The sequence below is a fragment of the Micromonospora sp. B9E7 genome (genome assembly GCF_039871815.1).
Taxonomy (GTDB): Bacteria; Actinomycetota; Actinomycetes; order Mycobacteriales; family Micromonosporaceae; genus Micromonospora.
On sequence record NZ_JBDPLX010000001.1, the window covers coordinates 486,528 to 510,823 of the forward strand.

Genomic DNA, 24,296 nt, shown 5'->3' on the forward strand with positions numbered 1-24,296 from the left:
CCAGCCGGAAAGGTGATCACTGCTGGGAGCCGTCGTTCCGCGGCACCCAGTTCAAGGTCTAGCTAAGGGGTCAATCGGGTGTTCAACCGTGTCGCCATCGTCAACCGTGGTGAAGCCGCCATGCGGCTCATCCACGCGGTCCGCGAGTTGGCCGCGGAGACCGGCATCCCGCTCGAAACCGTCGCGCTCTACACCGACGTCGACCGCACCGCCACATTCGTCCGCGAAGCGGACATCGCCTACGATCTCGGCCCGGCGTCCGCCCGCCCGTACCTCAACCACCAGGTGCTGGAACGCGCCCTGACCGAGACCGGCGCCGACGCCGCCTGGGTCGGCTGGGGCTTCGTCGCCGAGGATCCGGCGTTCGCGGAACTGTGCGAGAAGATCGGCGTCACGTTCGTCGGGCCGAGCGCGGACGCCATGCGCCAGCTCGGTGACAAGATCGGCTCCAAGCTGATCGCCGAGGAGGTCGGCGTTCCGGTCGCGCCATGGAGCCGGGGCGCGGTCGAGACCCTGGCCGCCGCCCGGACGGCAGCGGCCGAGATCGGCTACCCGCTGATGCTCAAGGCGACCGCCGGCGGCGGCGGGCGCGGCATCCGCGTGATCCGGAACGAAGCCGAGCTGGACGACGCCTACGAGCGGACCAGCCAGGAGGCGGCACGGGCGTTCGGCAGCGGCATCGTGTTCCTGGAACGCCTGGTCACCGGGGCCCGGCACGTCGAGGTCCAGGTGATCGCCGACGGGCAGGGCACCGCCTGGGCGCTCGGCGTCCGCGACTGCTCGGTGCAGCGCCGCAACCAGAAGGTCATCGAGGAGTCGGCGTCGCCGGTGCTCGACGCGGCGCAGGCCGCCGAGCTCAAGACGTCGGCCGAGCGGCTGGCCGTGGCGGTCGGCTACCGCGGCGCGGCGACCGTGGAGTTCCTGTACCACCCCGGCGACCGGCTGTTCGCGTTCCTGGAGGTCAACACCCGCCTCCAGGTCGAGCACCCGATCACCGAGCTGACCACCGGGTTCGACCTGGTCAAGGCGCAGCTGCACGTCGCCTCGGGCGGACGGCTCGAGGGCGAGCCGCCGGTGGAGCGCGGCCACGCCATCGAGGCCCGACTGAACGCCGAGGACCCCGACCGTGACTTCGCGCCGTCGCCGGGGCGGATCGCGCGGCTCGACCTGCCCAGCGGCCCCGGCATCCGGGTGGACACCGGCGTCAGCGAGGGCGACACCATCCCCGCCGACTTCGACTCGATGATCGCGAAGATCATCGCGTACGGCCGCGATCGCGACGAGGCGCTCGGCAAGCTGCGTCGGGCCATGGCGAACACCACGGTGATCATCGAGGGCGGCGCGACGAACAAGAGCTTCGTGCTCGACCTGCTCGACCAGCCCGAGGTCATCGACGCCAGCGCGGACACCGGCTGGATCGACCGCGTTCGCGGCGAGGGCCGGCTCGTCACGCACCGCCACAGCGCGGTCGCGCTTGCCGCCGCCGCCATCGAGGCGTACGAGGAGGACGAGCGCGTCGAGCGGCAGCGGCTGCTGTCGACGGCGGCCGGCGGACGCCCGCAGGTGCAGCACTCCAGTGGCCGACCGCTCGATCTCAAGCTGCGCGGCGTCGGCTACCGCACCCGTGTGGCCCGGGTCGGGCCACACCGGTTCCGCGTCGGTATCGAGGCGGGCGCCGTCGTCCGCACCGCCGACGTCGAACTCGACCGGTTCGACCGGCACACCGGCCAGATCGTCGTCAACGGCATCCGGTACCGCCTGCTCACCGGCACGTACGGCCCGACCCACCTGGTCGAGGTGGACGGTGTGACGCACCGGGTCAGCCGCGACGAGGGTGGCGTCCTGCGCTCCCCGATGCCGGCGCTCGTCGTCGCCACGCCGTTGGAGGTCGGCGCCGAGGTCGAGGCGGGCGCACCGGTACTGGTACTGGAAGCGATGAAGATGGAGACGGTGCTGCGGGCGCCGTTCAAGGCCCGGCTCAAGGAGTGCGCCGTCTCGGTGGGCAGCCAGGTGGAGGCGGGTGCGCCACTGCTGCGCCTGGAGCCACTGGCGGACGACGCCGAGGAGGCCGCGGACGACCCGACCGCCGAGACCGTCGAGCTGGACCTGCCGACCGCCGCCGAGGACGTTCCGGCGGACGAGCGCAGCCGGCGCGGTCAGGAGGACCTGCGCGGGCTGCTGCTCGGCTTCGACGTCGACCCGCACGACGACCGTCGGGTGCTCGACGGCTACCTCACCGCGCGGCGGCAGGCCACCGAAGCAGGTCAGCGGCCAGGGGGCGCGGCAGCCGGTCCGCGGCCACTGGCAGCCGAGCTCGACCTCATCGAGGTGTTCGCCGATCTCGCCGAACTGAGCCGCAACCGGCCGACCGGTGAGGACGGCGGCGGTGCCCACGTGCACAGCGCCCGGGAGTACTTCCACACGTACCTGCAGAGCCTCGACGTCGAGCGGGCCGGGCTGCCGGACGCCTTCCAGACCAGGCTCGCCAAGGCACTCGGCCGGTACGGTGTCACCGATCTGGAGCGCTCCCCCGCCCTCGAAGCGGCCGTGTTCCGGATCTTCCTCGCCCAACAGCGGGCGTCCGCCGACGCCACGGTCGTCGCGACCCTGCTGCGCGCCTGGCTGCGGGAGACCCCGCCGGACGAGTCGTTGCGCGAGCCCGCCGGCCTGGCGCTGGAACGGCTGATCGCCGCGACGCAGGTGCGCTTCCCCGTGGTCGCCGACCTCGCCCGTGGCGTGGTGTTCGCCTGGTTCGCCCAGCCGCTGCTGCGGCGCAACCGGGCCCGGGTCTACGCCGAGGTCCGTGGGCACCTGCGGCACCTGGACGCGCAGCCGGACGCGGCGGACCGCGCCGAGCGCATCGCCGAGATGGTACGCAGCACCGAGCCACTGGTCCGACTGCTCGGGCAGCGGCTGGTCCGCGACCACCTCGACAACGCGGTGATGCTGGAGGTGCTGACCCGGCGGTACTACGGCAACAAGGCGCTCACCAGGGTGCGCGCGCACGAGGTCGCGGGCTGCACGTTCGTGGTCGCCGAACGCGCCGACTCCAGCGTCGTCTCCGCCGCCGTGAGTTTCGACGCGCTGGGCAGCGCACTGCGCGGCCTGGCCGAGCTGGCCAGCGGCGAGGACTCCGTCGATGCCGACATCTACCTCGGCTGGGAGAACCAGCCGGAGGACTTCGACGCGATGGCTGCCGCGATGGCCGAGGTCGTCGCCGCGCACCCGCTGCCGCCCCAGGTCCGCCGGGTCACCACCACCGTCGCGGGTCGTGGCGGAGCGGTCATGCACCACCACTTCACCTTCCGCCCGTCGGGCGATCAGATGACCGAGGACCGGCTGATCCGCGGCCTGCACCCGTACATCGCGCAGCGGATGCAGTTGGAGCGGCTGCACAAGTTCGACCTGACCCGCCTGCCGTCGTCGGACGAGGAGGTCTACCTCTTCCAGTGCGTGGCGCGGGAGAACCGGGCCGACGAGCGTCTCGTCGCGTTCGCGCAGGTGCGTGACCTGACCGAGCTGCGCGAGCAGGACGGCCGTCTGGTCGCGCTGCCGACCACCGAGGACGCCATCGCCGCCTGTCTCGACTCGATCCGCCGCGCCCAGTCGCTGCGGCCGTCGAAGACGCGCTTCAACACCAACCGCATCGTGGTCTACGTGTGGCCGCCGAGCGAGCTCACCCGCGAGGAGATGGAGATGATCGCCGGGCGCGTGCGCCCGACGACCGCGGGCGCCGGGCTGGAGGAGATCCTGTTCATCGCCCGCCAGCGCGACCGCCGGACCGGCGAACTGACCAAGATCGCCGTACGGATCTCGTTCGACGCGGCGGGCGGGGCGGAGCTGGCCGTCGGTGAACCCCCGGTCGAGCCGATCGAACCGCTCGACGAGTACCGGCTCAAGGTGCTGCGCGCGAGCAGCCGCAACACCGTGTACCCGTACGAGCTGACCGGGCGGCTCGGTGGCTTCGTCGAGTACGACCTCGACGACGACCACGTGCTGGTGCCGGTGGACCGGCCGAAGGGGCGCAACAGCGCCGCGATCGTCGCCGGGGTGGTCACGACGCCGACCGAACGGCACCCGCAGGGTGTCACCCGGGTGGTGCTGCTCGGCGACCCGACGAAGTCGCTGGGCGCCCTGTCGGAACCGGAGTGCCGGCGCGTGATCGCCGCCCTGGACCTGGCCGAGCGGATGCAGGTGCCGCTGGAGTGGTGGGCGCTGTCCGCCGGCGCTCGGATCTCGATGACCTCGGGCACCGAGAACATGGACTGGGTGGCCGCGGCGCTCAAGCGGATCGTCGAGTTCACCCAGGCCGGCGGTGAGATCAACATCGTGGTGGCCGGCATCAACGTGGGCGCGCAGCCGTACTGGAACGCCGAGGCGACGATGCTGATGCACACCAAGGGCATCCTGGTGATGACCCCGGACTCGGCGATGGTGCTCACCGGCAAGCAGTCGCTCGACTTCTCCGGTGGTGTGTCCGCCGAGGACAACTTCGGCATCGGTGGCTACGACCGGGTGATGGGCCCGAACGGGCAGGCGCAGTACTGGGCGCCGAACCTCACGGCCGCCCGGGACGTGGTGATGGCGCACTACGACCACGCGTACGTCGCTCCCGGCGAGGACGCTCCCCGGCGGGCGGTCACCTCCGACCCCACCGACCGCGACATCTCCGACTTCCCGCACGACGTGGCGGGCAGCGCCTTCGCCACCGTCGGGGAGATCTTCTCCGTCGAGGCGAACCCGGACCGCAAGAAGCCGTTCGACATCCGTACGGTGATGCGGGCCCTCTCCGACCAGGACCACCCGGTCCTGGAGCGTTGGGCGGGCATGGCGGACGCGGATACCGCTGTCGTGCAGGACATCCACCTCGGTGGCATTCCGGTCTGCCTGCTCGGCATCGAGTCCCGGTCGGTGCCACGGCACGGCTTCCCGCCCACCGACGGCCCGGACACCTACACGGCGGGCACGCTGTTCCCCCGCTCGTCGAAGAAGGCCGCGCGGGCGATCAACGCGGCCAGCGGCAACCGGCCTCTCGTCGTGCTGGCGAACCTGTCGGGCTTCGACGGCTCACCGGAGTCGATGCGCAAGCTGCAACTGGAGTACGGGGCCGAGATCGGTCGGGCGATCGTGAACTTCGACGGGCCGATCGTGTTCTGCGTGATCTCGCGTTACCACGGCGGTGCGTTCGTGGTGTTCTCGAAGGCGCTGAACCCGAACATGACAGTGCTCGCGTTGGAGGGCTCGTTCGCCTCGGTGCTCGGTGGCGCACCCGCCGCAGCGGTGGTGTTCTCCGCCGACGTCAACGCCCGGACGGCGGCCGACCCGCGCGTGCGGGACCTGGAGGCCCGCGTCGCGGCTGCCACCGGCACCGAGCGCGCCGCGCTGACCGCGGAGCTCGACGAGCTGCGCTCGTCGGTGCGGGCGGAGAAGCTCGGCGAGGTCGCTGCGGAGTTCGACCGGGTGCACAACATCCACCGTGCGGTCGAGGTCGGGTCGGTGGACGCCGTCGTCCGCGCCGCCGAGCTGCGTCCGCGCATCATCGAGGCCATCGAGGCCCGGCTGGGTTAGCCCGGCCGGTACACCCGCACCACGTCAGCGCCACCGGTCGTCGACCGGTGGCGCTGACCGTACGGGAGGGGTGAGGTGCTTGGCGGTCTAGCTGAACGCCGCGTTCAGCGCGACGGCGATGGCGAGCCAGATCATGACCGTGCCGATACCGACGCCGACCATGGCGAGCGCCTTGACGGCGGTTGTCATCCGGGTGTGGGCAACTGTCAGGTTCGCCCAGACGCCCAACGCCCCAACCAGCGCGCCCAGGATGCCGCCGACGGTGAACAGCAGGATCGGCAGCAGAACCAGGATGCGCAGGAAGATCGGCATGGAGGGCCCGGTCCGGTGCCGCACACCGTTGACCTCCACGGTCGGGTAAGGATCGGCCAGAACGTTGCGTACCGTGGCCTGGACGACACCACCGTCGACAGTCGGCAATGCGTAGCGTCTGCCCGTCCTGGGGGCCGGGACGCCGCCGACGGTGACGGCAGGGTGGCCAAAGAGTGCCTTGGTGGCGACGACGATCGGGCCAGCCACGCCGGCGACGCTGAGCGGTTCGGTGTTCACCGGCGTGATCTTAGCCAGATTCGTGGTTCGAACCCGTACCGCTACCGCCTCGGACCCTGGAACCCGCGACCCCGCGTCAAACCTGCAGGAGCAAGGGTCGTGGTGTCGCCGACGGCGACACGGCCGGGCCGGACAACGTCACCACGTCAGGTGGCTCGCCGCAGCAGTTCGTGGATGAGCGTGACGACCTCGTCAGGGGTGAGTGTCATGGCGTTCTCGCCGACGCTCACCTCGAACGAGCACCGGTCGGGCGCCGACGCCGACCGAACACGGCCAAACAGCTCCACCCCGTCGGCGGCGAGCAGGGCGTCGGCGGCCCGCGCCGCGGCGTCCGGGCCGACCGGAAGGTGAACGTGGAACAGGGGCGTCTGTGGCGGGTTCGGAAACGCGCGCGCTACACAATCAGCATTGATGGCCGCCGCGATCGACATGGCGTGCTCCCGGTGCGCCGGCAGCCGGGGAAGCAGGGTGTCCAGGCCGTGCAGTGCGCTGAGCGCCATCGGCCACCCGTCGTAGACGTCGCCGCCGAGCCGGCGACGCCACACCCGGGCCTCGGTCACGAGGGCGGCGTCCCCGGCGAGCGCGGCACCGCCGACGCCCTGAAGTCCCTTGTAGAACGAGACGTACACGGTGTCGAACAGCGCGGCGATCTCGGCGAACGGCCGCTGGTAGTACGTCTGTGCCTCCCACAGGCGCGCGCCGTCGAGGTGGATGGCGGCACCGCGCTCCCGCATCGCCGTGGTCTGCGCGACGAGGTCGTCCCACTCCGGCAGCAGACCCCCGATGTCACGTTGCGGCAGCTCCCAAACCACCGCCGAGAGCGGTTCGGCGACAGCGGTGAGATCGGCCCGGGTCATCAGCCGGTGGCGGTCGCCGACGGGCTGGAAGCGCAGCCCGTGCACGACCGCGTACCCCTGCTGCTCCCAGACCTCCAGGTGGCACTGCGGATGGGCGGCGAAGGCCCGCCGGCCGCGGCGGTCGGCGTGGATGCGCAGGGCCACCTGCTGCGTCATCGTCCCGGACGGGAAGAACAGGGCTTCGTCCTTGCCGAGCAGTGCTGCCACGCGCCGTTCGAGGACGGCCACCGGTCCGTCCGGCCCGTGCGGTGGCGTGTCGGGATCGACCTGGGCCAGCATCGACCGCAGCATGTCGTACGGCCGGCGGCGCAGATCCGAGTGCAGGAACAGGGAACGCCGCACATCCATTGCGGCAGTATCCACCCTCAGCCGATTCGTCGCCCGTGGCTCGGGTCGGTGTCGGCCTGCCAGGCCGTGGCGAGATCCTCGCGCGCCCGGGCGACCCGGGAACGGATCGTGCCGACGGGGCACTGGCAGACGTCCGCCGCCTCGGCGTAGGACAGGCCGAGGATCTGGGTGGCGACGAACGCCTCGCGGCGCTCCCGGGTCAGGCCGGCGATCATCTGGTGCAGGGTCACGCCCTCGTCGGCGCCTGCGGTGATCGCACCGGCGGCCTCGGCGGCCGCCTGCCAGTCCGGCACCGACGCCAACCTCGGCCGGGCCACCGCCGTCCGGACGTGGTCCACGGCGACGCGCCGGGCGATCGTGAACACCCACGTCCGGGCCGACGAGCGGCCGGCGAAGCCGGGCAGGTTGCGGAATGCCCGCAGGAACGTCTCCTGGGTCAGGTCGTCGGCCTCCCCCGGCCCGGCGAGGTGCGACAGGAACCGCCAGACCTGGTCCTGAAGGGCCCGGATGAACGCCGTGGCGGCCTGCCGGTCGCCCTGGCCCGCCTCCTGCGCCCACCGGGTCACCTGGGCGTCGTCAACGCCGCCGGTCCGCACAGACCACCGTCCTGTGTGCCACGGGCGCTCCTTCCGGCCGTCGGGCCGTCGTCGGGACGCCGCCGGTCGGCCGCGCACTCTGGTGGTCGCCGACCGGGCCGGAAAAGTTCCCGAGGTTCCCACGTTCGACTGATCTCGGTGATGTCCGAGATGACGGGAACCGGGTCCGCTCAGCTCGGGACGGGCTGGTCGGCGCTCTCGCGTTCTCTCGGGACCACCAGGTCGGGCATGCTCCACGAGCGCCACAGCTGGCTGTAGCCGCCCCCGGCCGCGAGCAGCTCGGCGTGCGTACCGCGCTCGGCGACGCGCCCCTGGTCGAGGACGACGATGCGGTCCGCGGTGGCCGCCTGGCTGAGCCGGTGGGCGACGATCAACGTGGTGCGACCCTCGGTGGCCGCCACGGCGGCCCGGTCCAGGTCGCGCGCGCCCGCGCTGCCCGCCTCCGCGGTGGCCTCGTCGAGGACCGCGACGGCGGGGTCGGCGAGGACGAGGCGGGCCAGCGCGAGTTGCTGGGCCTGCGCCGCGGTGAGCTGGCGTCCGCCCTCGCCCACCGCGGTCGCCAGACCATCCGGCAGGGTACGCAACCACTGGGTGGCACCGACGAGGTCGAGGGCGCTGGTCAACTCGGCGTCGGTGGCGTCCGGGTCGGCCAGGCGCAGGTCCTCGGCGAGCGGCCCGGCGAACACGTGCACCTCCTGGCTGACGAGGGCGATCTCGCGCCGGAGGCGGTGTTCGCCGAGGTGGGCCAGCGGCACGCCGCGCAGGCTCACCGAACCCTGGCTGGGCTCGATGATGCCGGCGATGATGCCGGCGAGCGTGCTCTTGCCCGCGCCGCTCGCACCCACGAGGGCGACGCGCTCTCCGGGTGCGAGACGGAGGGCGATGTCCCGTAGCACGACCGGTCCGTCGTCGTAGCGGTGCTGCGCGACGGTCACCTCCAGTGCCGCCGGCTCGGGTCGCTCCGGACGGGCGGCCCGTGGGCTGGCGGAGGACGCGGTGTCCGGAAGTGTGGTCACCCCGACCAGCCGGGCGAGGCTCGCCCCGGCCTGGAGCACCGAGTCCGACTCGAACAGCAGCAGGCCGATGGGGTTGAAGAGGCGGTGGAAGTAGAGGGCGGCGGTGGTCGCCGCACCGACGGTGGACAGGTCCTCGCGGACCAGCAGGAAGCCGGCGAGCAGCACGGCGGCCAGCCCCACGAACTCGGACCTGTTGATGCGCAGCCCGAACCGGGTGAACAGGCCGAAGATCTCCAGCGACAGGTCGCGGGCCACCCCGGAACGATCCGCGATCCGCGCGACGTGGGCGTCCTCCATCCGGTAGGCGCGTACCGTCGCCGAGCCGCGCAGCGCCTCGGCCGTCGCCTGCGTACGCTCGCCGGTCGCCACCCGCTCGCGGGCGTAGTACGGCACCGACCGCCTGAGGTACCAGCGCAGCGCCAGCGCGTACGCGGGTGCGGCGACCAGCCCGGCGAGGCCGAGTCGCCAGTCGAGGGCGAAGAGCCCCAGCGCGGTCAACACGACGGACAGCGTCGCGCCGAGGAAGGCGGGGCCGCTGGTGGCGATCACGTTCGTCACCACTGCCACGTCGTCGCCCGCCCGGGCCACCAGGTCCCCGGTCCCGGCTCGTTCCAGGGTGGCCGACGGCAGGTGCAGGGCACGGTCGAGGACCCGCTCGCGGAGTCGGGCCAGCACGGTCTCGCCGAGGCGTGCGGCGACCGCGGCTCCGGCCGCGGTGAGGAGCCCCGCGAGCACCGCGGCACCAGCGATCACGCCCGCCCAGGCCACGACCTGCGGTGTGTCGGTTCCGGCGATGACGTCGTCGACGAGGCGACCGAGCACCCAGGGGGCGACGAGCCCGGTCGCGGACGCGGCGACCAGCAACGTGCCGGCGACGGCGCTGAGCAGTGGCAGGCGGGCCAGTTCGGCACGGAGGGCGGCCCAGGTCTGCCGGCCGGTGGCCGTCGGCAGCAGGTGCCGGGGCTCGACACCGCTCGTGGTCGACGGGTCGGTCATCGCAGGATCTCCTCCCGGTAGCGGGTGTCGGTGGCGAGCAACCGCTCGTGCGGCCCCTCGGCGACGACCCGACCCTGGTCGATCACGGCGACCCGGTGTGTGATGTGCAGCAGGGCCGGGCTGGTGGTGATCAGCACCGTGCCGCGGCTGGCCGCCGCGCGAGCCGAGGCCAGCCCTTCGGCGAGCAGCGCCTCGGTCACCGCGTCGACCGCCGTGGTGGGGTTGTGCAACACCAGCACCGGCGGGTCGGCGACGAGCGCCCGGGCGAGCCCGATCCGTTGCCGCTGCCCGCCGGACAGGTTCGCCCCCCGTTCGGTGAGCCGGCGGTCGAATCCGTGCGGGTGCGCGGTGAGCACGTCGTCGGCGGCGGCAGCCCGCACGGCGGCCCGCAGGACCGTGTCGTCGACGTGGGCACCGGCGCTGAGGTTGGCGCGCAGGGTGCCCTCGAACAGCGCCACGTCATGCTGCTCCACCAGGACCACGGCGCGCACGGCGTCGATGTGCAGGTCCTCGGTGGGTACGCCGTCGACGGACAACGTCCCCCGGTAGTCCGCGCGGGGCACCCGGCCGGCCAGCAGCGCGACAAGTGCCTCGGCCTCGCTCGGGTCGTAGGCGAGCACGCCGAGGATCTCACCGGCGCGGACGCGCAGGCTGACGTTGTCCAGGCCCCCGTGCGAGACCGCGTCCAGGGCGAGCCGGGTCGGGCTCGGCTCGGGCGGCCCGGCGTCACCCGGCGCGAGGACCGGTGCCGCGCCGAGGACCCGGGCGACCCGCGCCGCCGAGGCCCGGGCCATGGCGAACAGTTGTACGCAGTATCCGAGCGTCTGCACCGGCTCGGCGATGAACTGGGCCAATCCGACGACGGCGACGAGTTCGCCGATGGTGAGCCGACCCTGGAGCGCGAGCCAGCCCGCGGCGCCGGCGACCGTCGCGAGGAAGAGGCCGTTGACCATGGTGGTGAGGCCGAGGTGCAGGCCCTTGGTGGTGGCGGCGCGGAGGGTCACGTCGAGGGCGTGCCGGCTGGCGCCCGCGTACCGTCGGGCCGCGTGGTCCTGGGCGCCGATGCCGCGCAGCACGCGCAGCCCGGTGACGAGGTCGACGGCGAGCGCGGTCGTGGCCGCCAGGGCCTCCTGCTGCGACGTGCTGCGCCGGGTGAGCAGGGGCGCCATCCGCTGGAGGGCAAAAACCAGCAGCGGTACGCCGAGAAGCACCCCGAGCCCGAGGGGGACGTCGACGACGAGCAGCGCGACGGCCGCGACCACGATCGCGGTGAGCGCCGCGGCGGTGAGCCCGGCGACGCGCACGACCAGCGCGGACAACTCGGCGTCGGAGGCCGTGACGGACAGCAGTTCTCCGTCGCGCAGGCCCGAGCGGTGTCCGCGCGGGTCGAGGGCGCTTCGGACGATCTCGACGCGGGTCGTGTGCGCCTCGTGTTCGACGGCGGCGTAGGCCAGCCGCGCGCCGGTCCGGTAGGCGAAGGCCAGGGCGGTGAACAGGGCGGCGAGGCCGGCGAGGGAGAGCAGCAGCGCGCGGACGTCCCCGGTGGCCACCGCCCGGTCGATGATCACGCCGATGGCGACCGGTACGAGGGCTTCGGTGGCCTGGTGGGCGCAGAGCAGCACGATGCCGAGCACCACACGGCTGCGCTGTCGGCGCAGGGCGCGGCGGAGCACCACGCTCCCGCTGATCTCGGCGACCGTCATGCTCGGATCGATGGGGGCATGGCGACGGACTCCAGTTAGTGAGGGCAGGCTAACCTAACATGCCCTCGGGAAGCCGGAGCGGGCGGAGTGTGCCGCCGACGCCGGCCGCCATGTCTCGACGGCAGCGGCCGGCGTCGACGGTCCCGCACCGGCCCCGGCTACCGCTCCCCCATCGGAATCGAGGCGGGCAGGCCGAGGCCCTCGACGGCCGCCGCGACCAGGGCCTGCGGGGCGAGCGAGACGTCGAGCACGAGGACCGACTCGTCCGGCTCGGCCGGCTCCAGCGTCGCGAGCTGTGATTCGAGCAGGCTCGCCGGCATGTAGTGCCCCTCACGTCGGGCCATCCGCGCTCGGATGACCTCCGCCGACCCGTGCAGGTGCACGAAGTCCAGGTGCGGCGCGCCCTGGCGAAGCACGTCCCGGTACGACCGCTTCAACGCCGAGCAGGCCAGCACCGTCGACCGGCCCTCCGCGCCGCGATCGGCGATCCACCCGGCGATGTCGGACAGCCAGGGCCAGCGGGTGGTGTCGTCCAGGGGTACGCCGGAGCGCATCCGTGCCACGTTCTCCGGGGAGTGGAACTCGTCCGCCTCGGCGAACGTCAGCCCGGTCGCCGCGCTGATCCCGCGCGCCACAGTGGTCTTGCCGGCCCCGGAGACGCCCATCACCACGACGTGCCGGGTGGGCCGGGCGTCGCCGCGCCACTCACCAGTCATGGACCGTGCCGTCCTTGAGCCGATTGAACGGCAGGTAGGCCGGCTCGTACGGGAATCGGGCCGCCACCTCCTCGTCCAGCTCCACCCCGAGCCCCGGCTGGTCGCCCGGGTGCAGGTAGCCGTCGGTGAACGTGAACGACTGCCGGAACACCTCGTTGGCCAGCGGGGTGTGCTTCATGTACTCCTGGATCCCGAAGTTGTGGATGGCCAGGTCCAGGTGCAACGCCGCGGCCATGCCCACCGGGGAGATGTCGGTGGGGCCGTGGATGCCGGACTTGATCTGGTACTGGGCGGCGAAGTCGAGCAGCTTGCGCATGGCGGTGATGCCGCCGGTGTGGGTGACCGCGGACCGGACGTAGTCGATGAGCTGCTCGCGGATCAGGGTCTGGTAGTCCCAGACGGTGTTGAAGACCTCGCCGATGGCCAGTGGGGTGGTGGTGTGCTGACGGACCAGCCGCAGCGCCTCCTGGTTCTCGGCCGGGGTGCAGTCCTCCAACCAGAACAGGTCGTACGGTTCGAGGGCCTTGCCGAGCTTGGCGGCCTGGATCGGGGTCATCCGGTGGTGACCGTCGTGCAGCAGCGGCAGCTCCGGGCCGAACTCGGCGCGGACCGCCTCGAAGACCGTGGGCAGGTGGCGCAGGTACGCGCGGGTGTCCCAGTCCTCCTCGGCGGGCAGCGGGGTGCGCTGCGCGGGCTCGTAGTCGTAGCGCTGACCGGTGGCGCTGGGTTGCGCGGCCACGCCGTAGACCGCGTTGATCCCCGGCACCGACGTCTGCACCCGGATCGACCGGAAGCCCTCGTCGAGGTGGCGGCGGATCGAGTCGAACAACTCGGGGATGTCCCGCCCCGACGCGTGCCCGTACGCCATGATGCCGGTGCGGGACGCGCCGCCCAACAGCTGGTAGAGCGGCATGCCGGCGGCCTTGGCCTTGATGTCCCAGAGCGCGACGTCGACGGCGGCGATGGCGGCCATGGTGACCGGCCCTCGCCGCCAGTACGCCGAGCGGTAGAGGAACTGCCAGGTGTCCTCGATCCGGTGCGCGTCGCGCCCCATCAGCAGCGGGGCGACGTGGTCGCGCAGGTACGAGGCGACGGACAGCTCTCGGCCGTTGAGTGTGGCGTCGCCCAGACCGGTGATGCCGTCGTCGGTGGTGATCTTCAGGGTGACGAAGTTCCGGTCGGGGCTGGACACGATGACGTCTGCGGCGACGATCTTCACGGGGTGCCTTTCGTTCTTTCCGGTCGGAGGGGCGGTCTCACCATTCGGCGAAGGAGCCGTCGGGGTGCCGCCAGGTCGGGCTGCGCCAGGCGTGCCCGCGTTTGTCCGCTGTCCGTACCGCGTGTTCGTCGACCTCGATGCCGAGACCGGGTGCGGTCAGCCGAGACACGTACCCGTCGACGAAGGTCAGCGGGGTCTTGTCGAGGCAGTAGTCGAGCACTTCGGCGCCCAGGTTGTAGTGGATGCCGATGCTCTGTTCCTGGATCAGGAAGTTGGGCGTGGCGAAGCCGACCTGCAGGCAGGCGGCGAGGGCGATCGGCCCGAGCGGGCAGTGCGGGGCGAGCTGCACGTCGTACACCTCGGCCAACGTGGCGATCTTGCGCACCTCGGTGATGCCGCCGGCGTGCGCGAGGTCCGGCTGGGCCACCGCGATGCCGGCCTGCAGGACGGGCAGGAACTCCTGCCGGCTGTAGAGCCGCTCCCCGGTCGAGACCGGGGTCGTCGTGCAGCGGACGACCTCACCGATCAGGTGCGAGTTCTCCGGCACCACCGGCTCTTCCAGGAAGAACGGCCGGTACGGCTCCAGCAGCGGAGCGACCCGCCGGACGTTGGCGAGGGTGAACCGCCCGTGGAAGTCGACGGCGACGTCCCGCTGGTCGCCGAGGACCTCACGGGCGACGGCCACCCGCTGCACCACCGCGTCGAGTTCGGCGACCGAGGCCAGCGAGCCCATCCGCCCCGACGCGTTCATCTTCACCGCGGTCAGGCCCGCCTCGATCCGGGCGCTGATCTGGTCGCGGATCTCGGCGGGCTCGTCGCCGCCGACCCAGCCGTAGACCCGGATCCGGTCGCGGACCGGCCCGCCGAGCAGTTGGTGCACGGGGGCGCCGTAGTGCTTGCCGGCGATGTCCCAGAGCGCCTGGTCCAGACCGGACACCGCGCTGGCCAGGATCGGGCCGCCCCGGTAGAAGGAGCCCTTGGTCAGCACCTGCCAGTGGTCCTCGATGCGCAACGCGTCCTGACCGATCAGCACCTCGCTGAGCTGGTGCACGGCCGTGCGTACGGTCTCGGACCGGCCCTCGCAGGTCGCCTCGCCCCAGCCGACGACGCCGGACTCCGTCTCGATCCGGACGAACAGCCAGCGCGGCGCGACGAGGAAGGTCTCCACCTGTGCGATCTTCGTCATCGAACGGTCAGCCCTTCGTGGCACCGGCGGTGAGGCCGGAGACGACGTACTTCTGCACGAACAGGGCGATCAGCATGATCGGCAGGGTGACCACGGTCGCCGCGGCCATCAGGCCACCCCAGTCGATGCTGGCGTACCCGACGAAGTCGAAGATCGCGACCGGGAGCGTCTTCGTGTCGGAGCCGGAGAGCACCAGGGCGAACATGAAGTTGTTCCAGGAGAAGATGAACGAGAGGATGCCGGCGGTCGCGACGCCGGGCACCGACAGCGGAAGGGTGATCCGCCGGAACGCGCCGATGTGGGTCAGTCCGTCGACGAGCGCGGCCTCTTCCAACTCGGTCGGCAGACCGTCGAAGTAGCCCATCATGATGTAGACGATCAGCGGCAGCGACACGAACATGTGGCTCAGGATCAGCACGGTGAACCCGCCGACCATCTTCAGGTTCGAGAAGACGTAGTACCACGGCACCAGCAGCGAGACGCCGGGGATCACCCGGGCCATGAGCACGACGAGCGCGGACTTCTTCATGGCGAAGCGACTCATCGAGTACGCGGCCGGCACCCCGAGCAGCAGCGAGAGCGTGGTCGCCGCGAACGCCACCCAGAGGCTGTTGCCGATGAACTCGAGATAGTTCGCCTGCTGCAGCACGGTCTCGTAGTTCTTCAGGCTGGGCGAGAAGACGAACGCCTTGGCGGTGTCGTAGATGTCCACGTTGGTCTTGAACGACGCGGCGATCATCCAGAGCAGAGGCGCCATCAGCGCGAACACCACGACGACGAGAGCCGACGTACGGAACACCTGGTACGGCTTGCTCGGCTTCATCGGCCCAGCCCCTTCTTGCGATAGGTGAGGGCCCACATCACCCCGATGATGATCAGGAAGAAGATGATGAGGACTGTCGACGAGACGCCGTAGTCGTTGTAGTCGAAGCTGAGGCCGTAGGCGTACACGTTGAGGGTCTCGACCTCGTGGAAGGACCCGCCGCCGCGCCCCTTCGTGGCGTAGAGGATGTCGAACGTCTTGAGCGCGTCGATGCCGCGCAGCAGGATGGCGACGATCACCGTGGGCATCAACAGCGGGAGGGTGACGTGCCGGAACCGCTGCCAACTGCTGGCGCCGTCGATCCGGGCCGCCTCCTGAGGCTCGTCGGACAGTGAGGTGAGCCCGGCGAGCAGGATCAGCACGACCATCGGGGTCCACTGCCAGATGTCGATGAACATCGTCGTGGGCAGGGCCGAGTGCTGGCCGGCCAGCCAGGGCTGCGGGCCGATCCCGACCCAGCCGAGCAACTGGTTCGCCATGCCGATGTTCGGGTCGAAGATCAGTCGCCACATCATGCCGACCGCCACCGGAGTGGCCACCAGCGGCAGGAGGATCGCGACCCGGACCCACTTCTCACCGCGGAAGGGTCGCCACAGCAGCAGGGCTATCGCCATGCCGAGGATGACCTCGAAGAACAACACGACGCCGGTGAAGAGGACCGTACGCCAGACCGCCGGCCAGAACCGCTCGGTGTCGGTGAGCACGTCGAGGTAGTTCTGGAAACCGATGAACTCGAACTCGGCGCGTACCGAACCCTCGGCGTCGGTCAGGCTCAGGTACCCGGTCCACGCCACCGGAAAGATGATCAGCAGGGCGACGAACGCCATGGCGGGTGCCGCGAAGAGCCACTTGCGGTGTTCGTTGGCCCAACGTGACCAGGCGGAGTCTTCCGGGGACGCCGCGGGGGCCTCGGGCGTGTCGGTGCGGGGGGTGATGACGGCTGACATGGGGATCTCCGGGTTCGGGGGTCAGGTCCCGGCGGGGCGGCGGAGCCCGTCGGCTCCGCCGCCCGGCGGTCGGGTTACTTCGCCTCGTCGTCGAGGAACTTCTGGAACGCCGCGTTGGCCGTGTCCGCCGAGGCGGCGGCGTCCTTGCCGGTGATCGCGTCGACGATCGGCTGACCGACGATCTCCCGTGCCTGCGCGACCTTGACCACCAGCGGGCGGTCGTGTCCGACGCCGTTGGCGGTGCTGACCGTGTTGGCCTCGGCGAGGTCCTTCGGCAGGGTCGCGGTGCTCGCCGGGTTCGCCCAGACCGAGGTGCGGGCGCCGGGGACGCCCGCCGTCTGCTGCGCCAGCGCCTGCTCCTTGCCGGCCGCCCACTGGATGAACTTCCAGGCGTTGTCCTTGTTCTCCGAGCTGTCGTTCACGCCGAGCGCCCAGGAGGGGATGTTGTACGGCTTCGATCCGGCCGGACCGGCCGGGAAGGGCGCGAAGCCGACGGTGTCGACGACCTTGGACTTGGTCGGGTCGGTGGCGTTCTTGTAGAGCGAGTTGGCCTCGGTGTAGAAGGCCGCCTTGCCCTGCGTGAAGATGGCCATCGCCTCGGACCAGCTCATGTCGGTGCTGATGTTCTCCGGGCCGTGGTCGCGTAGCAGCCCGCCGTAGTAGGCGTACGCCTGCTTGGCCTGCTCGGTGTTGACGGTGGCCTTTCCGCTGGCGTCCACGAAGTCGCCGCCGAAGCTGAAGAGGAAGCTGGAGAACTGCGTGACGGCGGCGGCCTTACCGGTACGGGCCACGAAGCCGGCGACGCCGGGGTTGTCGGCCTCGATCTTCGCGGCCTGCGCCTTGAGCTCGTCGAGCGTCTTGGGCGGCGCGGTGAAGCCGGACTTCGTCAGCAGGTCCTTGCGGTAGTAGAGGACCTCCTGCTCGGTGATGATCGGCAGCCCGACGACCTTGTCCTCATAGGTCGTCGCCTGCATCGGCCCAGCCTGGAAGTCGCCGATCTCGAAGGCGCTGTCGGACTTGGCCCTCTCGCTCAGGTCGGCGAGGTACTTGTTCTTGCCGAACAGCTTCCCCTCCTGCAGGGGCCGGTACATCATCACGTCGAGGTCGTCGGACCCGGCGTTCAGCTTGACGTTGTACTGGTCGGAGAGCTGGTCCTCGCCGAGTTGGGTGACCTCCACCTTGAGGCCGGTCTGCTTCTCGAACTCCGGTAGGGCCTTCTTGATGTTCTCCGTCCAGACGTGGTTGACCAGTGTCACGCGAACGGTTGTCGAGCCCTCGCCGCCGTCGTCGCCGCCACAGGCGGCCAGGCCCATGGCTGCGACCACGGCCAGAGAAGTGCCGATTATCGATCGACGTCGCACGCTTGTCTCGCCTTCTGTCGTGGCCGCCGCCCCGCAGGGAGCCGCTACCTCGGTGTTACATCCGCTTAACATCGGGATGCTAGGCCGAATAGACGGATCACTTCAAGAGGTTGATGTAAATGATATGATCTTTGCGTGGAACCGTCCTCACTAGAGGTTGCAGCCGCTCAGACCGTCCCTGCCGAGTCGGGGCTGCACGCCCGTGTCCTCGAACACCTCGGCACCGCCATCTGCGGCGGGGAGCTGGCACCCGGGGCGGTTCTCAACATCGACGAGCTGGTCGACCGGTACGCCGTCTCCCGCTCGGTCGTCCGCGAGGTGCTGCGGGTGCTGGCCTCGATGGGTTTCATCGAGGCCCGCCGCCGCGTCGGGGTGATGATCCTGCCGGCCAGCGCGTGGAACGTCTTCGACCCGCAGGTGATCCGCTGGCGGCTCGCCTCGGCTGGCCGGATGGCCCAGCTCCGGTCGATCACCGAGCTACGCACCGCCGTCGAGCCGCACGCCGCCTTCCTGGCCGCCACCCGGATCGGTCGTGACGAGGCGAGCGACCTGGTCGGGCTGGCGGCGAAGATGTGGGCGGCTGGCGAGGCCGGTGACGAGGAACGCTTCCTGCACCTCGACATCGAGTTCCACCGGCGCGTCCTGCTCGCCTCCGGCAACGAGATGTTCGTCCGGCTCCAGGAGCTGGTCGCGGAGGTGCTGACCGGCCGGCACAAGCACCACCTCATGCCGCACCATCCGCACGAGCAGGCTCTCCAGATGCACGCGGACGTCGCCCAGGCCATCCAGCGGCGCGACGGCGAGCGCGCCCGGCAGGCGATGGTGCAGCTCATGGAGCAGGCGTTCGACGAGATGAAGTCGCTGTGGGAGCAGACCGCCCTGCCCCACCGGAGCGGCGACCAAGCGCCTTGATCCACTCGGTTTCCGTGAAAGCGCGGCATCGGACCGCCTCCGACACCCCGATATCGGTGAACCCGAGTGGATCACCCCGCGTTCACACGGCGACCCGCGCCAGCCTTGCCGTCCCGGCCGTCCGAGCGCCGCGCCGCGTCGTCGTCGCCGATCAAGCGGCTACTTCCGGCCAGGACCCGCTCTCCGGCAGTCAGCAGGCCACTGCCGCTCACCGCTCCTGGCGCGCCGACGACGGCCAGGCCAGCCACCCCGGTCAGCCCTGCCACTCCGGCAACGAACCAGCGAGCCCGCCGCCTCTTCGGCGGGCGTGGCTGGTGTGCCGCCACGTCATCCACGTTCGGGTGTCGATGGTTGGACATCGAGCTACCTCGCTCTTCTGCGCACCCCATGGCTCCGCACGTCACAATTAGTGCAGAAAGCGACAAATCGGTTGCCGCCCCCAGGTGGAACGTAGTCGAGCGGCACTCGCGTTAAGGGTACTTATGCGAAGAAGTCCTACATTTGGTGCGAGATCCCCGACGTGCCCGCTCGGCAGCAGCGCGCACCGTCCCCGCTGACCGCCGAATCGCCGCAGCGGCACTCTTCGGCGCTCGCTTTGGCCAGGGTCCTGCTACCGGCGGCGTCATCGACCGCAGGTCGGGCAGGGCTGGGCCACGGCGCGGGCGGGATCGAGGGCGGTCACACTGGTGGGCGCCCGTCGACATGTCGCCACGGCGGCTCCCAGGCTGCCCGTCGCTCCGACGACGACGGCTGCGGCGGTCCCGGCGATGACCGCGAAGGTGGAGGGGCCGGACCCGAGCAGGTCGCGGGCCATCGCGCTCAGGACGTAGAGGCCGAGGAGTCCCACCGGAGCGAACAGGACCAGGGTGGCCCACAGCCCTCGGGTCTCACCGCGCAGCGACAGCACCGCCGCGACCAGCACGGCCGTCACCAGCAACGCCACCCCCGCATACGTGAGAAGAATGCCCCCGTCGTCGAAGCGGTAGTTCCAGGTTCCGCGACCGCTCAGCACCGGACCGGCCGTCAGGCCAGCCCCGAGCGCCGCTACCAACGGAACTGTGCGGTGCCACCGCGACCGACTGGCGGGAAGAGCCAGCGCGAGCAGGCCCAACGTCGCCTGTGGCACCAGGTGGAACAGCGGCGGCCGGGGCAGGCCGGCCAGGTCGGCCACCGGCACCACGGCAACGGTCAACAGGAGAGCCACGATGATGGCCAGCCGTGTCCAGCGGACCGGGGCAAGGGCGTCGACAGCGCCGGCCAGCAGCCACGCGCTCCAGACGACGATGCCGACGCTGACGAACGGTCCGACGGCCGGCACACTGCGGTCGGCAGGATCGACGATCTGCTCCGCCCCGGCCCACAGGCCGGACAGCGCGGTCGCGGTGACGAACGCCAGGACCGCAGCCAGCCGTACCCCCGGAAGGAGGCCGCCGGCCCCGGCGGCCCGCAGCCGCTCACGCACCGCACCCGCGACCAGGTCGGCGGCGTCCGCGGCCGAGGGCCAGCGGCGTCCGGGTGGGGTCAGATCGAGGTACGTGCCCAGCATCTCCTCGCCCCGCACGCGTCGGTAGTCGTCGGGGTACAGGCGCAACAGCAGGCGGTATCGCCCTTCGAGGTCGCTCATGCCAGCCCTTCCACGGCAGGTCGGACAGCGGGCCGGGGAGTGCGGGCCCGCTTGCCCAGGCGGGCGGTCGCGACCTCGACGTTGTGGCGCAGCCGCTCGGTCTCGGCCCGCAGCGCCGTGTCGCCGGCCGGCGCGAGGCGGTAGTAGCGGCGCAGCCGCCCGTCGACCGTCTCTTCCCGATCGACCTGGACCAGCCCTGCGTCGACAAGGCGATCCAGCGCGCCGTAGAGGGTGCCGGGGCGCAGCGACAGACGACCCTCGGACAGCACGGCGACCTCGCGGATGAGCCCGTACCCGTGCATCGGCTCGGCGGCGAGCGCGGCGAGGATCAGGAACGTCGGTTCCCGCAGCGGGGTGTCCATCTCCGCAATATAACGGTCGCGAAGCTATCGAGCGCGCGAATGAAACCCGGCGCGTCAGGACACTTTGATCGACAACGGGGGCACAACCCGTTGCCGGCAACGCACGATGGAGAAGGCGGTGCCGGCCCTAGCGACCGGTGTTGCCCCGGCGACCCGGGCCGGCGGCGGAGGGCCGGTGAGCGATCCGGGGTGCCCGCACGGCCGACGCGGTGCCAGCGCCCGGTCGGAAGTCCCGGGCCGCAGCGGCCACCATCTCGTCGGGGTCGCGGGTGAGTGCCTCCCGGATGTGCGGCGGGACGACCTCGGAGGTCGCCATCGCCAGGCGGACCTGCACCGAACGGTCGTCGACCAGGCGCACCAGATCCGCCTCGTCCAGCTCGACCGCACGCACCAGCGCGGCCCGGACGTCGACGACCGGGTCCGCGGCGAGCGCGCTGCGCTGCTCGGCGGTGGTCCGCGGGTTGCGGGCAACCCCCTTGCGTACGCGGGCGGTGCGATCGGCCATCAGGGTGGTGATCACGTCCGGGTCGTGGGTGTGGGTGCCGAGCCGTTCCCGTACCTCGGGTGAGACGTCGTCGGTCAGCCTGGCCGCCAACTCTGGCTCCAGCTCGCGACTCTCCGCGAGGAGACCGCGCAGCTCCTTGTCCGATGCCTCGGACATCACCCTGCGGATCGACTCGTCACAGGCCGGGTTGCCGGCGACCGCCCAGCGCACCCAGCGGTCGGCGTCCTTGACGAGGCGCATGAGGTTGGCGATCGAGGTGGAGGGGTTCCTCGCCACGGCCTCGCGGACCTGACGATCCTGGTCCCTGGTCAGCGGTCGCAGGGCCTGCGCGGGTGCGTCGGGCCGAGCGGCGACCGTCTTGCGGACCACGGCCGACGGGTCGGAGGCCAGGTCGATCAGGGTCATCTGTGGCGTGGTGGGGTCCTGAGCGAGGGCGAGCCGAGCGTCAGCGCTGCCACCGATCGGACGGTGGGCGGTGGTGCCGGTTTCGCTGTGCTGGTCGGCCTGGCCGACGTCCTGCTGTTTCCCCATCGCGCAATCATGTCACGCGCCCGATTTGCCGCCTGCGGGCGCGGGTAGTCGCAGGCCGGACATGCCGCCGTCCACCGCCAGCGACGTGCCGGTCACCGACCCGGTCGCGGGCGACGCGAGGTAGACGACGGCGGCGGCCACCTCGTCGGCGGTCACCAGACGACCGGTCGGCTGACGGGTGGCGAGCTGCCGCTTCTCCGCAGTCGGATCGGCCGCCCCGGCGAGCAGGCGGGCCACCCAGGGGGTGTCGACGGTGCCCGGGGCGACAGAGTTGACCCGGACCCCCTCGACCACCAGGTCGGCGGCCATGGCGAGGGTGAGGGCGTGCACGGCGCCCTTCGACGCCGAGTACAGGGCGCGTCGGGGCAGGCCGACGGTCGCCGCGATCGAGGAGATGTTGACGATCGCCGCGGACGACGACCGGCGCAGGTACGGCAGGACGACGGCGCTCGTGCGGGCCACGCCGGAGACGTTGACGTCGAGCACCCTGCTCCATTGCTCGTCGTCGTCCTCCTCCACGGTGCCCACGGCGGAGATGCCGGCGTTGTTCACCAGGATGTCGACGCCCCCGAACGCCTCGGCGACCGAGGCGACGGCCGCGCGGAGGGAGGACCGGTCGGCCACGTCGGCCCGTACGCCGTGGACGCGGGGGTCCTCGGGCAGGCCCGACAGGTCCAGGTCCAGGACGCCGACCCGGGCACCGGCGTCCAGGAACGCCCGTACGCAGGCGTCCCCGATTCCCGAGCCACCGCCGGTCACCACCGCCACGAGGCCGTCACACCGCATGCTTGTCTCCCCTGCCATCAGGCGCTGCCGAGCGTGTTCCGCTGCCGGCCGAGGCCGTCGATCTCGACCTCCATCACGTCGCCGGCGGCCAGGTACGGGAACCGACCGGAGAGCGCCACCCCCTGCGGGGTGCCGGTGTTGATGACGTCGCCCGGGTCCAGGACGGTGTACTGGGACAGGTGCCAGACCAGGTACGCCACGTCGAAGATCATGTCCTTGGTGCTGGAATCCTGCCGGGGCTCGCCGTTGACCCAGGAGCGCAGTCGCAACGCCTGCGGGTCGTCGATCTCGTCGGCGGTGACCAGCCACGGGCCGAACGGTTGGAACGTCTCGCAGGACTTGCCCTTCGACCACTGGCCGCCGGAGACGGCGAGCTGGAAGTCCCGCTCGGAGACGTCGTTGGAGAGCACGTACCCGGCGACGTGCCCGAGGGCGTCGGCCGGCGAGGCGAGGTAGCGGGCCCGTCGGCCGATCACCACCGCCAACTCCACCTCCCAGTCGGTCTTCGTCGAGCCGCGCGGGATCAGGACGTCGTCGTGGGGGCCGACGACCGTGTTGGGCGCCTTGTAGAAGATGATCGGGGCGGTGGGTGGCTCGGCACCCGACTCGGCGGCGTGCGCGGCGTAGTTCTGCCCGACGCAGAGCACCACCCCGGGGCGGGCGATCGGCGCGCCGACCCGCTGGCCGGTGACGTCGACCTCGGGCAGGTCGGTGGCTTCGCGGACCCGCTGGACGCCGTCGCCGGCGAGGAACTCCCCGTCGATGTCGGCGGTGAGCGACGAGAGGTCGAAGTGCCTTCCGTCGGCGAACAGCACGGGGCGTTCCCGCCCCACGGGCCCGACGCGCATGAACCTCACGAACCAACCTCCAGTGCGGGTGAGCCTATTTCCTATAGGATGCTGCCCTGTGCTGGTGTACCCGCTCACACCAGCACAGTCAAGGGGTTGTTGAGGAGACGAGATGGCCCAGCAGGAAGCTCACGAGGGCCGACTCCGTCCCGCCCGTCGACTCACCCTCGCCGAGGACGTCTACGAGTCGATAAAGACCCTGGTCATGGACCACCTCCTGCCCCCGGGCGAGCGCGTCAACATCGACGCTCTCGCCCGGGAGCTGGACGTCTCCCCCACCCCGGTACGCGAGGCGCTGGCCCGCTTGGAGGCCGACGGCCTGGTCCGCAAACGCCCCCTGTCCGGCTACAGCACCACGCCGCTGCTGAGCCGTGCCGAGTTCGACGACCTGTTCGACGTCCGGCAGCTGCTGGAGGGCGCCACCGCCGCCCGGGCCGCCACGCACGCCTCCACCGAAGCGCGCCAACGGGTCAGCGCCGAGGCGGCGGCGAGCATCGACGTCGAGGCCGGCGACGGATACCGCCGACACGCCGCCTTCACCGCGCTGGACGCGAAATTCCACGACCTGATCGCGGAGGTCTCCGGCAGCCCTCTGCTGCGGGACACCATCACGAGGCTGCACTCACACCTGCACCTGCACCGGCTGTACTTCCCGGTCGCCGGCGCGCCGGACACCAACACCGAGCACCAGCGCATCGCCGCCGCCATCGTCGCCGGTGACGCGGCAGCCGCCACCGCGGCGATGCGCGCCCACCTCAGCGCCGCCCGGGAGCGCCACCTGCCCGCGTTCGACCGGCTTCCCGCCCCCGGAGCGCCGCGCGACCCCGTGTGACCCACCCCCCG

Annotated in this window: 20 protein-coding genes; 3 read left to right on the top strand and 17 right to left on the bottom strand. The window is 71.4% G+C overall.

Going from position 1 to position 24,296, the window contains the following annotated elements; genetic code table 11:
* The first annotated feature begins 78 nt into the window (after positions 1 to 78).
* A complete protein-coding gene (locus ABGB10_RS02105) occupies positions 79 to 5,568 on the top strand; it encodes a carboxyl transferase domain-containing protein (protein WP_347659101.1) in 5,490 nt (1,829 codons plus the stop codon).
* A gap of 87 nt (positions 5,569 to 5,655) precedes the next feature.
* On the opposite strand, the gene ABGB10_RS02110 is transcribed toward ABGB10_RS02105, so the two are convergent.
* The 11 genes from ABGB10_RS02110 to ABGB10_RS02160 form a co-directional block, all read right to left on the bottom strand.
* Complete coding sequence (locus tag ABGB10_RS02110; protein WP_347659102.1) at positions 5,656 to 6,117, bottom strand: hypothetical protein; 462 nt, start codon at positions 6,115 to 6,117, stop codon at positions 5,656 to 5,658.
* A 146-nt stretch (positions 6,118 to 6,263) separates the two neighbouring features.
* The gene (locus tag ABGB10_RS02115) at positions 6,264 to 7,322 is read right to left on the bottom strand and encodes a beta-eliminating lyase-related protein (protein ID WP_347659103.1); all 1,059 of its coding nucleotides are present in this window, start codon (positions 7,320 to 7,322) and stop codon (positions 6,264 to 6,266) included.
* Between the two features lie 17 nt (positions 7,323 to 7,339).
* Positions 7,340 to 7,918, bottom strand: a complete 579-nt coding sequence (locus tag ABGB10_RS02120; protein ID WP_347659104.1) for a sigma-70 family RNA polymerase sigma factor — start codon at positions 7,916 to 7,918, stop codon at positions 7,340 to 7,342.
* Between the two features lie 170 nt (positions 7,919 to 8,088).
* Positions 8,089 to 9,930: an ABC transporter ATP-binding protein gene (locus tag ABGB10_RS02125; protein WP_347659105.1), complete on the bottom strand. Its 1,842-nt coding sequence runs from the start codon at positions 9,928 to 9,930 to the stop codon at positions 8,089 to 8,091.
* Positions 9,927 to 11,633 carry an ABC transporter ATP-binding protein gene (locus ABGB10_RS02130; protein ID WP_347659106.1) on the bottom strand — a complete coding sequence of 569 codons (1,707 nt, stop codon included), beginning with the start codon at positions 11,631 to 11,633 and terminating at the stop codon, positions 9,927 to 9,929. The genes ABGB10_RS02125 and ABGB10_RS02130 overlap by 4 nt, the downstream gene beginning before the upstream one ends.
* A 158-nt stretch (positions 11,634 to 11,791) precedes the next feature.
* Entirely contained in the window at positions 11,792 to 12,349 is a 558-nt protein-coding gene (locus ABGB10_RS02135) for a gluconokinase (RefSeq protein WP_347659107.1), read from the bottom strand.
* Positions 12,339 to 13,568: a D-mannonate dehydratase ManD gene (gene manD / locus ABGB10_RS02140; protein ID WP_347659108.1), complete on the bottom strand. Its 1,230-nt coding sequence runs from the start codon at positions 13,566 to 13,568 to the stop codon at positions 12,339 to 12,341. The genes ABGB10_RS02135 and manD overlap by 11 nt, the downstream gene beginning before the upstream one ends.
* A gap of 37 nt (positions 13,569 to 13,605) precedes the next feature.
* Positions 13,606 to 14,754 (bottom strand): galactonate dehydratase, encoded by a 1,149-nt coding sequence (gene dgoD, locus ABGB10_RS02145; protein ID WP_347659109.1) that lies wholly within the window; start codon positions 14,752 to 14,754, stop codon positions 13,606 to 13,608.
* Positions 14,755 to 14,761: 7 nt separating this feature from the next.
* Positions 14,762 to 15,577, bottom strand: a complete 816-nt coding sequence (locus ABGB10_RS02150) for a carbohydrate ABC transporter permease (protein ID WP_347659110.1) — start codon at positions 15,575 to 15,577, stop codon at positions 14,762 to 14,764.
* Entirely contained in the window at positions 15,574 to 16,524 is a 951-nt protein-coding gene (locus tag ABGB10_RS02155) for a sugar ABC transporter permease (protein WP_347659111.1), read from the bottom strand. Before ABGB10_RS02155 ends, ABGB10_RS02150 begins: the two co-directional genes overlap by 4 nt.
* A 74-nt stretch (positions 16,525 to 16,598) precedes the next feature.
* Positions 16,599 to 17,837: a sugar ABC transporter substrate-binding protein gene (locus ABGB10_RS02160; protein WP_347659112.1), complete on the bottom strand. Its 1,239-nt coding sequence runs from the start codon at positions 17,835 to 17,837 to the stop codon at positions 16,599 to 16,601.
* Between the two features lie 183 nt (positions 17,838 to 18,020).
* Here ABGB10_RS02160 and ABGB10_RS02165 point away from each other — a divergent pair, with 183 nt between their 5' ends.
* Complete coding sequence (locus tag ABGB10_RS02165) at positions 18,021 to 18,797, top strand: FCD domain-containing protein (RefSeq protein WP_347659113.1); 777 nt, start codon at positions 18,021 to 18,023, stop codon at positions 18,795 to 18,797.
* Positions 18,798 to 18,868: 71 nt separating this feature from the next.
* Here the strand turns inward: ABGB10_RS02165 and ABGB10_RS02170 are convergent, their stop codons facing one another.
* The 6 genes from ABGB10_RS02170 to ABGB10_RS02195 all read right to left on the bottom strand — a co-directional run bounded on the left by ABGB10_RS02170 (position 18,869) and on the right by ABGB10_RS02195 (position 23,462).
* Complete coding sequence (locus tag ABGB10_RS02170; protein ID WP_347659114.1) at positions 18,869 to 19,156, bottom strand: hypothetical protein; 288 nt, start codon at positions 19,154 to 19,156, stop codon at positions 18,869 to 18,871.
* Positions 19,157 to 19,419: 263 nt separating this feature from the next.
* A complete protein-coding gene (locus tag ABGB10_RS02175; protein WP_347659115.1) occupies positions 19,420 to 20,421 on the bottom strand; it encodes a hypothetical protein in 1,002 nt (333 codons plus the stop codon).
* The gene (locus tag ABGB10_RS02180) at positions 20,418 to 20,783 is read right to left on the bottom strand and encodes a helix-turn-helix transcriptional regulator (protein WP_347659116.1); all 366 of its coding nucleotides are present in this window, start codon (positions 20,781 to 20,783) and stop codon (positions 20,418 to 20,420) included. Before ABGB10_RS02180 ends, ABGB10_RS02175 begins: the two co-directional genes overlap by 4 nt.
* A 127-nt stretch (positions 20,784 to 20,910) precedes the next feature.
* Positions 20,911 to 21,819 (bottom strand): hypothetical protein, encoded by a 909-nt coding sequence (locus ABGB10_RS02185; protein WP_347659117.1) that lies wholly within the window; start codon positions 21,817 to 21,819, stop codon positions 20,911 to 20,913.
* 12 nt (positions 21,820 to 21,831) lie between these two features.
* Positions 21,832 to 22,605, bottom strand: coding sequence for an SDR family oxidoreductase (locus ABGB10_RS02190; protein WP_347659118.1), 774 nt, complete (start codon positions 22,603 to 22,605; stop codon positions 21,832 to 21,834).
* A 17-nt stretch (positions 22,606 to 22,622) separates the two neighbouring features.
* Complete coding sequence (locus ABGB10_RS02195; protein ID WP_347659119.1) at positions 22,623 to 23,462, bottom strand: fumarylacetoacetate hydrolase family protein; 840 nt, start codon at positions 23,460 to 23,462, stop codon at positions 22,623 to 22,625.
* Positions 23,463 to 23,565: 103 nt separating this feature from the next.
* On the opposite strand from ABGB10_RS02195, the gene ABGB10_RS02200 reads away from it, so the two are divergent.
* Entirely contained in the window at positions 23,566 to 24,285 is a 720-nt protein-coding gene (locus ABGB10_RS02200) for a GntR family transcriptional regulator (RefSeq protein ID WP_347659120.1), read from the top strand.
* Positions 24,286 to 24,296 lie beyond the last annotated feature (11 nt).

Excerpts from the sequence above, each read along its gene's own strand:
- ABGB10_RS02115 (WP_347659103.1), bottom strand. The coding sequence starts at position 7,322 with ATGGATGTGCGGCGTTCCCTGTTCCTGCACTCGGATCTGCGCCGCCGG.
- ABGB10_RS02125 (WP_347659105.1), bottom strand. The coding sequence starts at position 9,930 with ATGACCGACCCGTCGACCACGAGCGGTGTCGAGCCCCGGCACCTGCTG.
- ABGB10_RS02130 (WP_347659106.1), bottom strand. The coding sequence starts at position 11,633 with ATGACGGTCGCCGAGATCAGCGGGAGCGTGGTGCTCCGCCGCGCCCTG.
- ABGB10_RS02135 (WP_347659107.1), bottom strand. The coding sequence starts at position 12,349 with ATGACTGGTGAGTGGCGCGGCGACGCCCGGCCCACCCGGCACGTCGTG.
- dgoD (WP_347659109.1), bottom strand. The coding sequence starts at position 14,754 with ATGACGAAGATCGCACAGGTGGAGACCTTCCTCGTCGCGCCGCGCTGG.
- ABGB10_RS02150 (WP_347659110.1), bottom strand. The coding sequence starts at position 15,577 with ATGAAGCCGAGCAAGCCGTACCAGGTGTTCCGTACGTCGGCTCTCGTC.
- ABGB10_RS02155 (WP_347659111.1), bottom strand. The coding sequence starts at position 16,524 with ATGTCAGCCGTCATCACCCCCCGCACCGACACGCCCGAGGCCCCCGCG.
- ABGB10_RS02160 (WP_347659112.1), bottom strand. The coding sequence starts at position 17,837 with ATGGGCCTGGCCGCCTGTGGCGGCGACGACGGCGGCGAGGGCTCGACA.
- ABGB10_RS02170 (WP_347659114.1), bottom strand. The coding sequence starts at position 19,156 with ATGTCCAACCATCGACACCCGAACGTGGATGACGTGGCGGCACACCAG.
- ABGB10_RS02175 (WP_347659115.1), bottom strand. The coding sequence starts at position 20,421 with ATGAGCGACCTCGAAGGGCGATACCGCCTGCTGTTGCGCCTGTACCCC.
- ABGB10_RS02180 (WP_347659116.1), bottom strand. The coding sequence starts at position 20,783 with ATGGACACCCCGCTGCGGGAACCGACGTTCCTGATCCTCGCCGCGCTC.
- ABGB10_RS02185 (WP_347659117.1), bottom strand. The coding sequence starts at position 21,819 with ATGGGGAAACAGCAGGACGTCGGCCAGGCCGACCAGCACAGCGAAACC.
- ABGB10_RS02190 (WP_347659118.1), bottom strand. The coding sequence starts at position 22,605 with ATGCGGTGTGACGGCCTCGTGGCGGTGGTGACCGGCGGTGGCTCGGGA.
- ABGB10_RS02200 (WP_347659120.1), top strand. The coding sequence starts at position 23,566 with ATGGCCCAGCAGGAAGCTCACGAGGGCCGACTCCGTCCCGCCCGTCGA.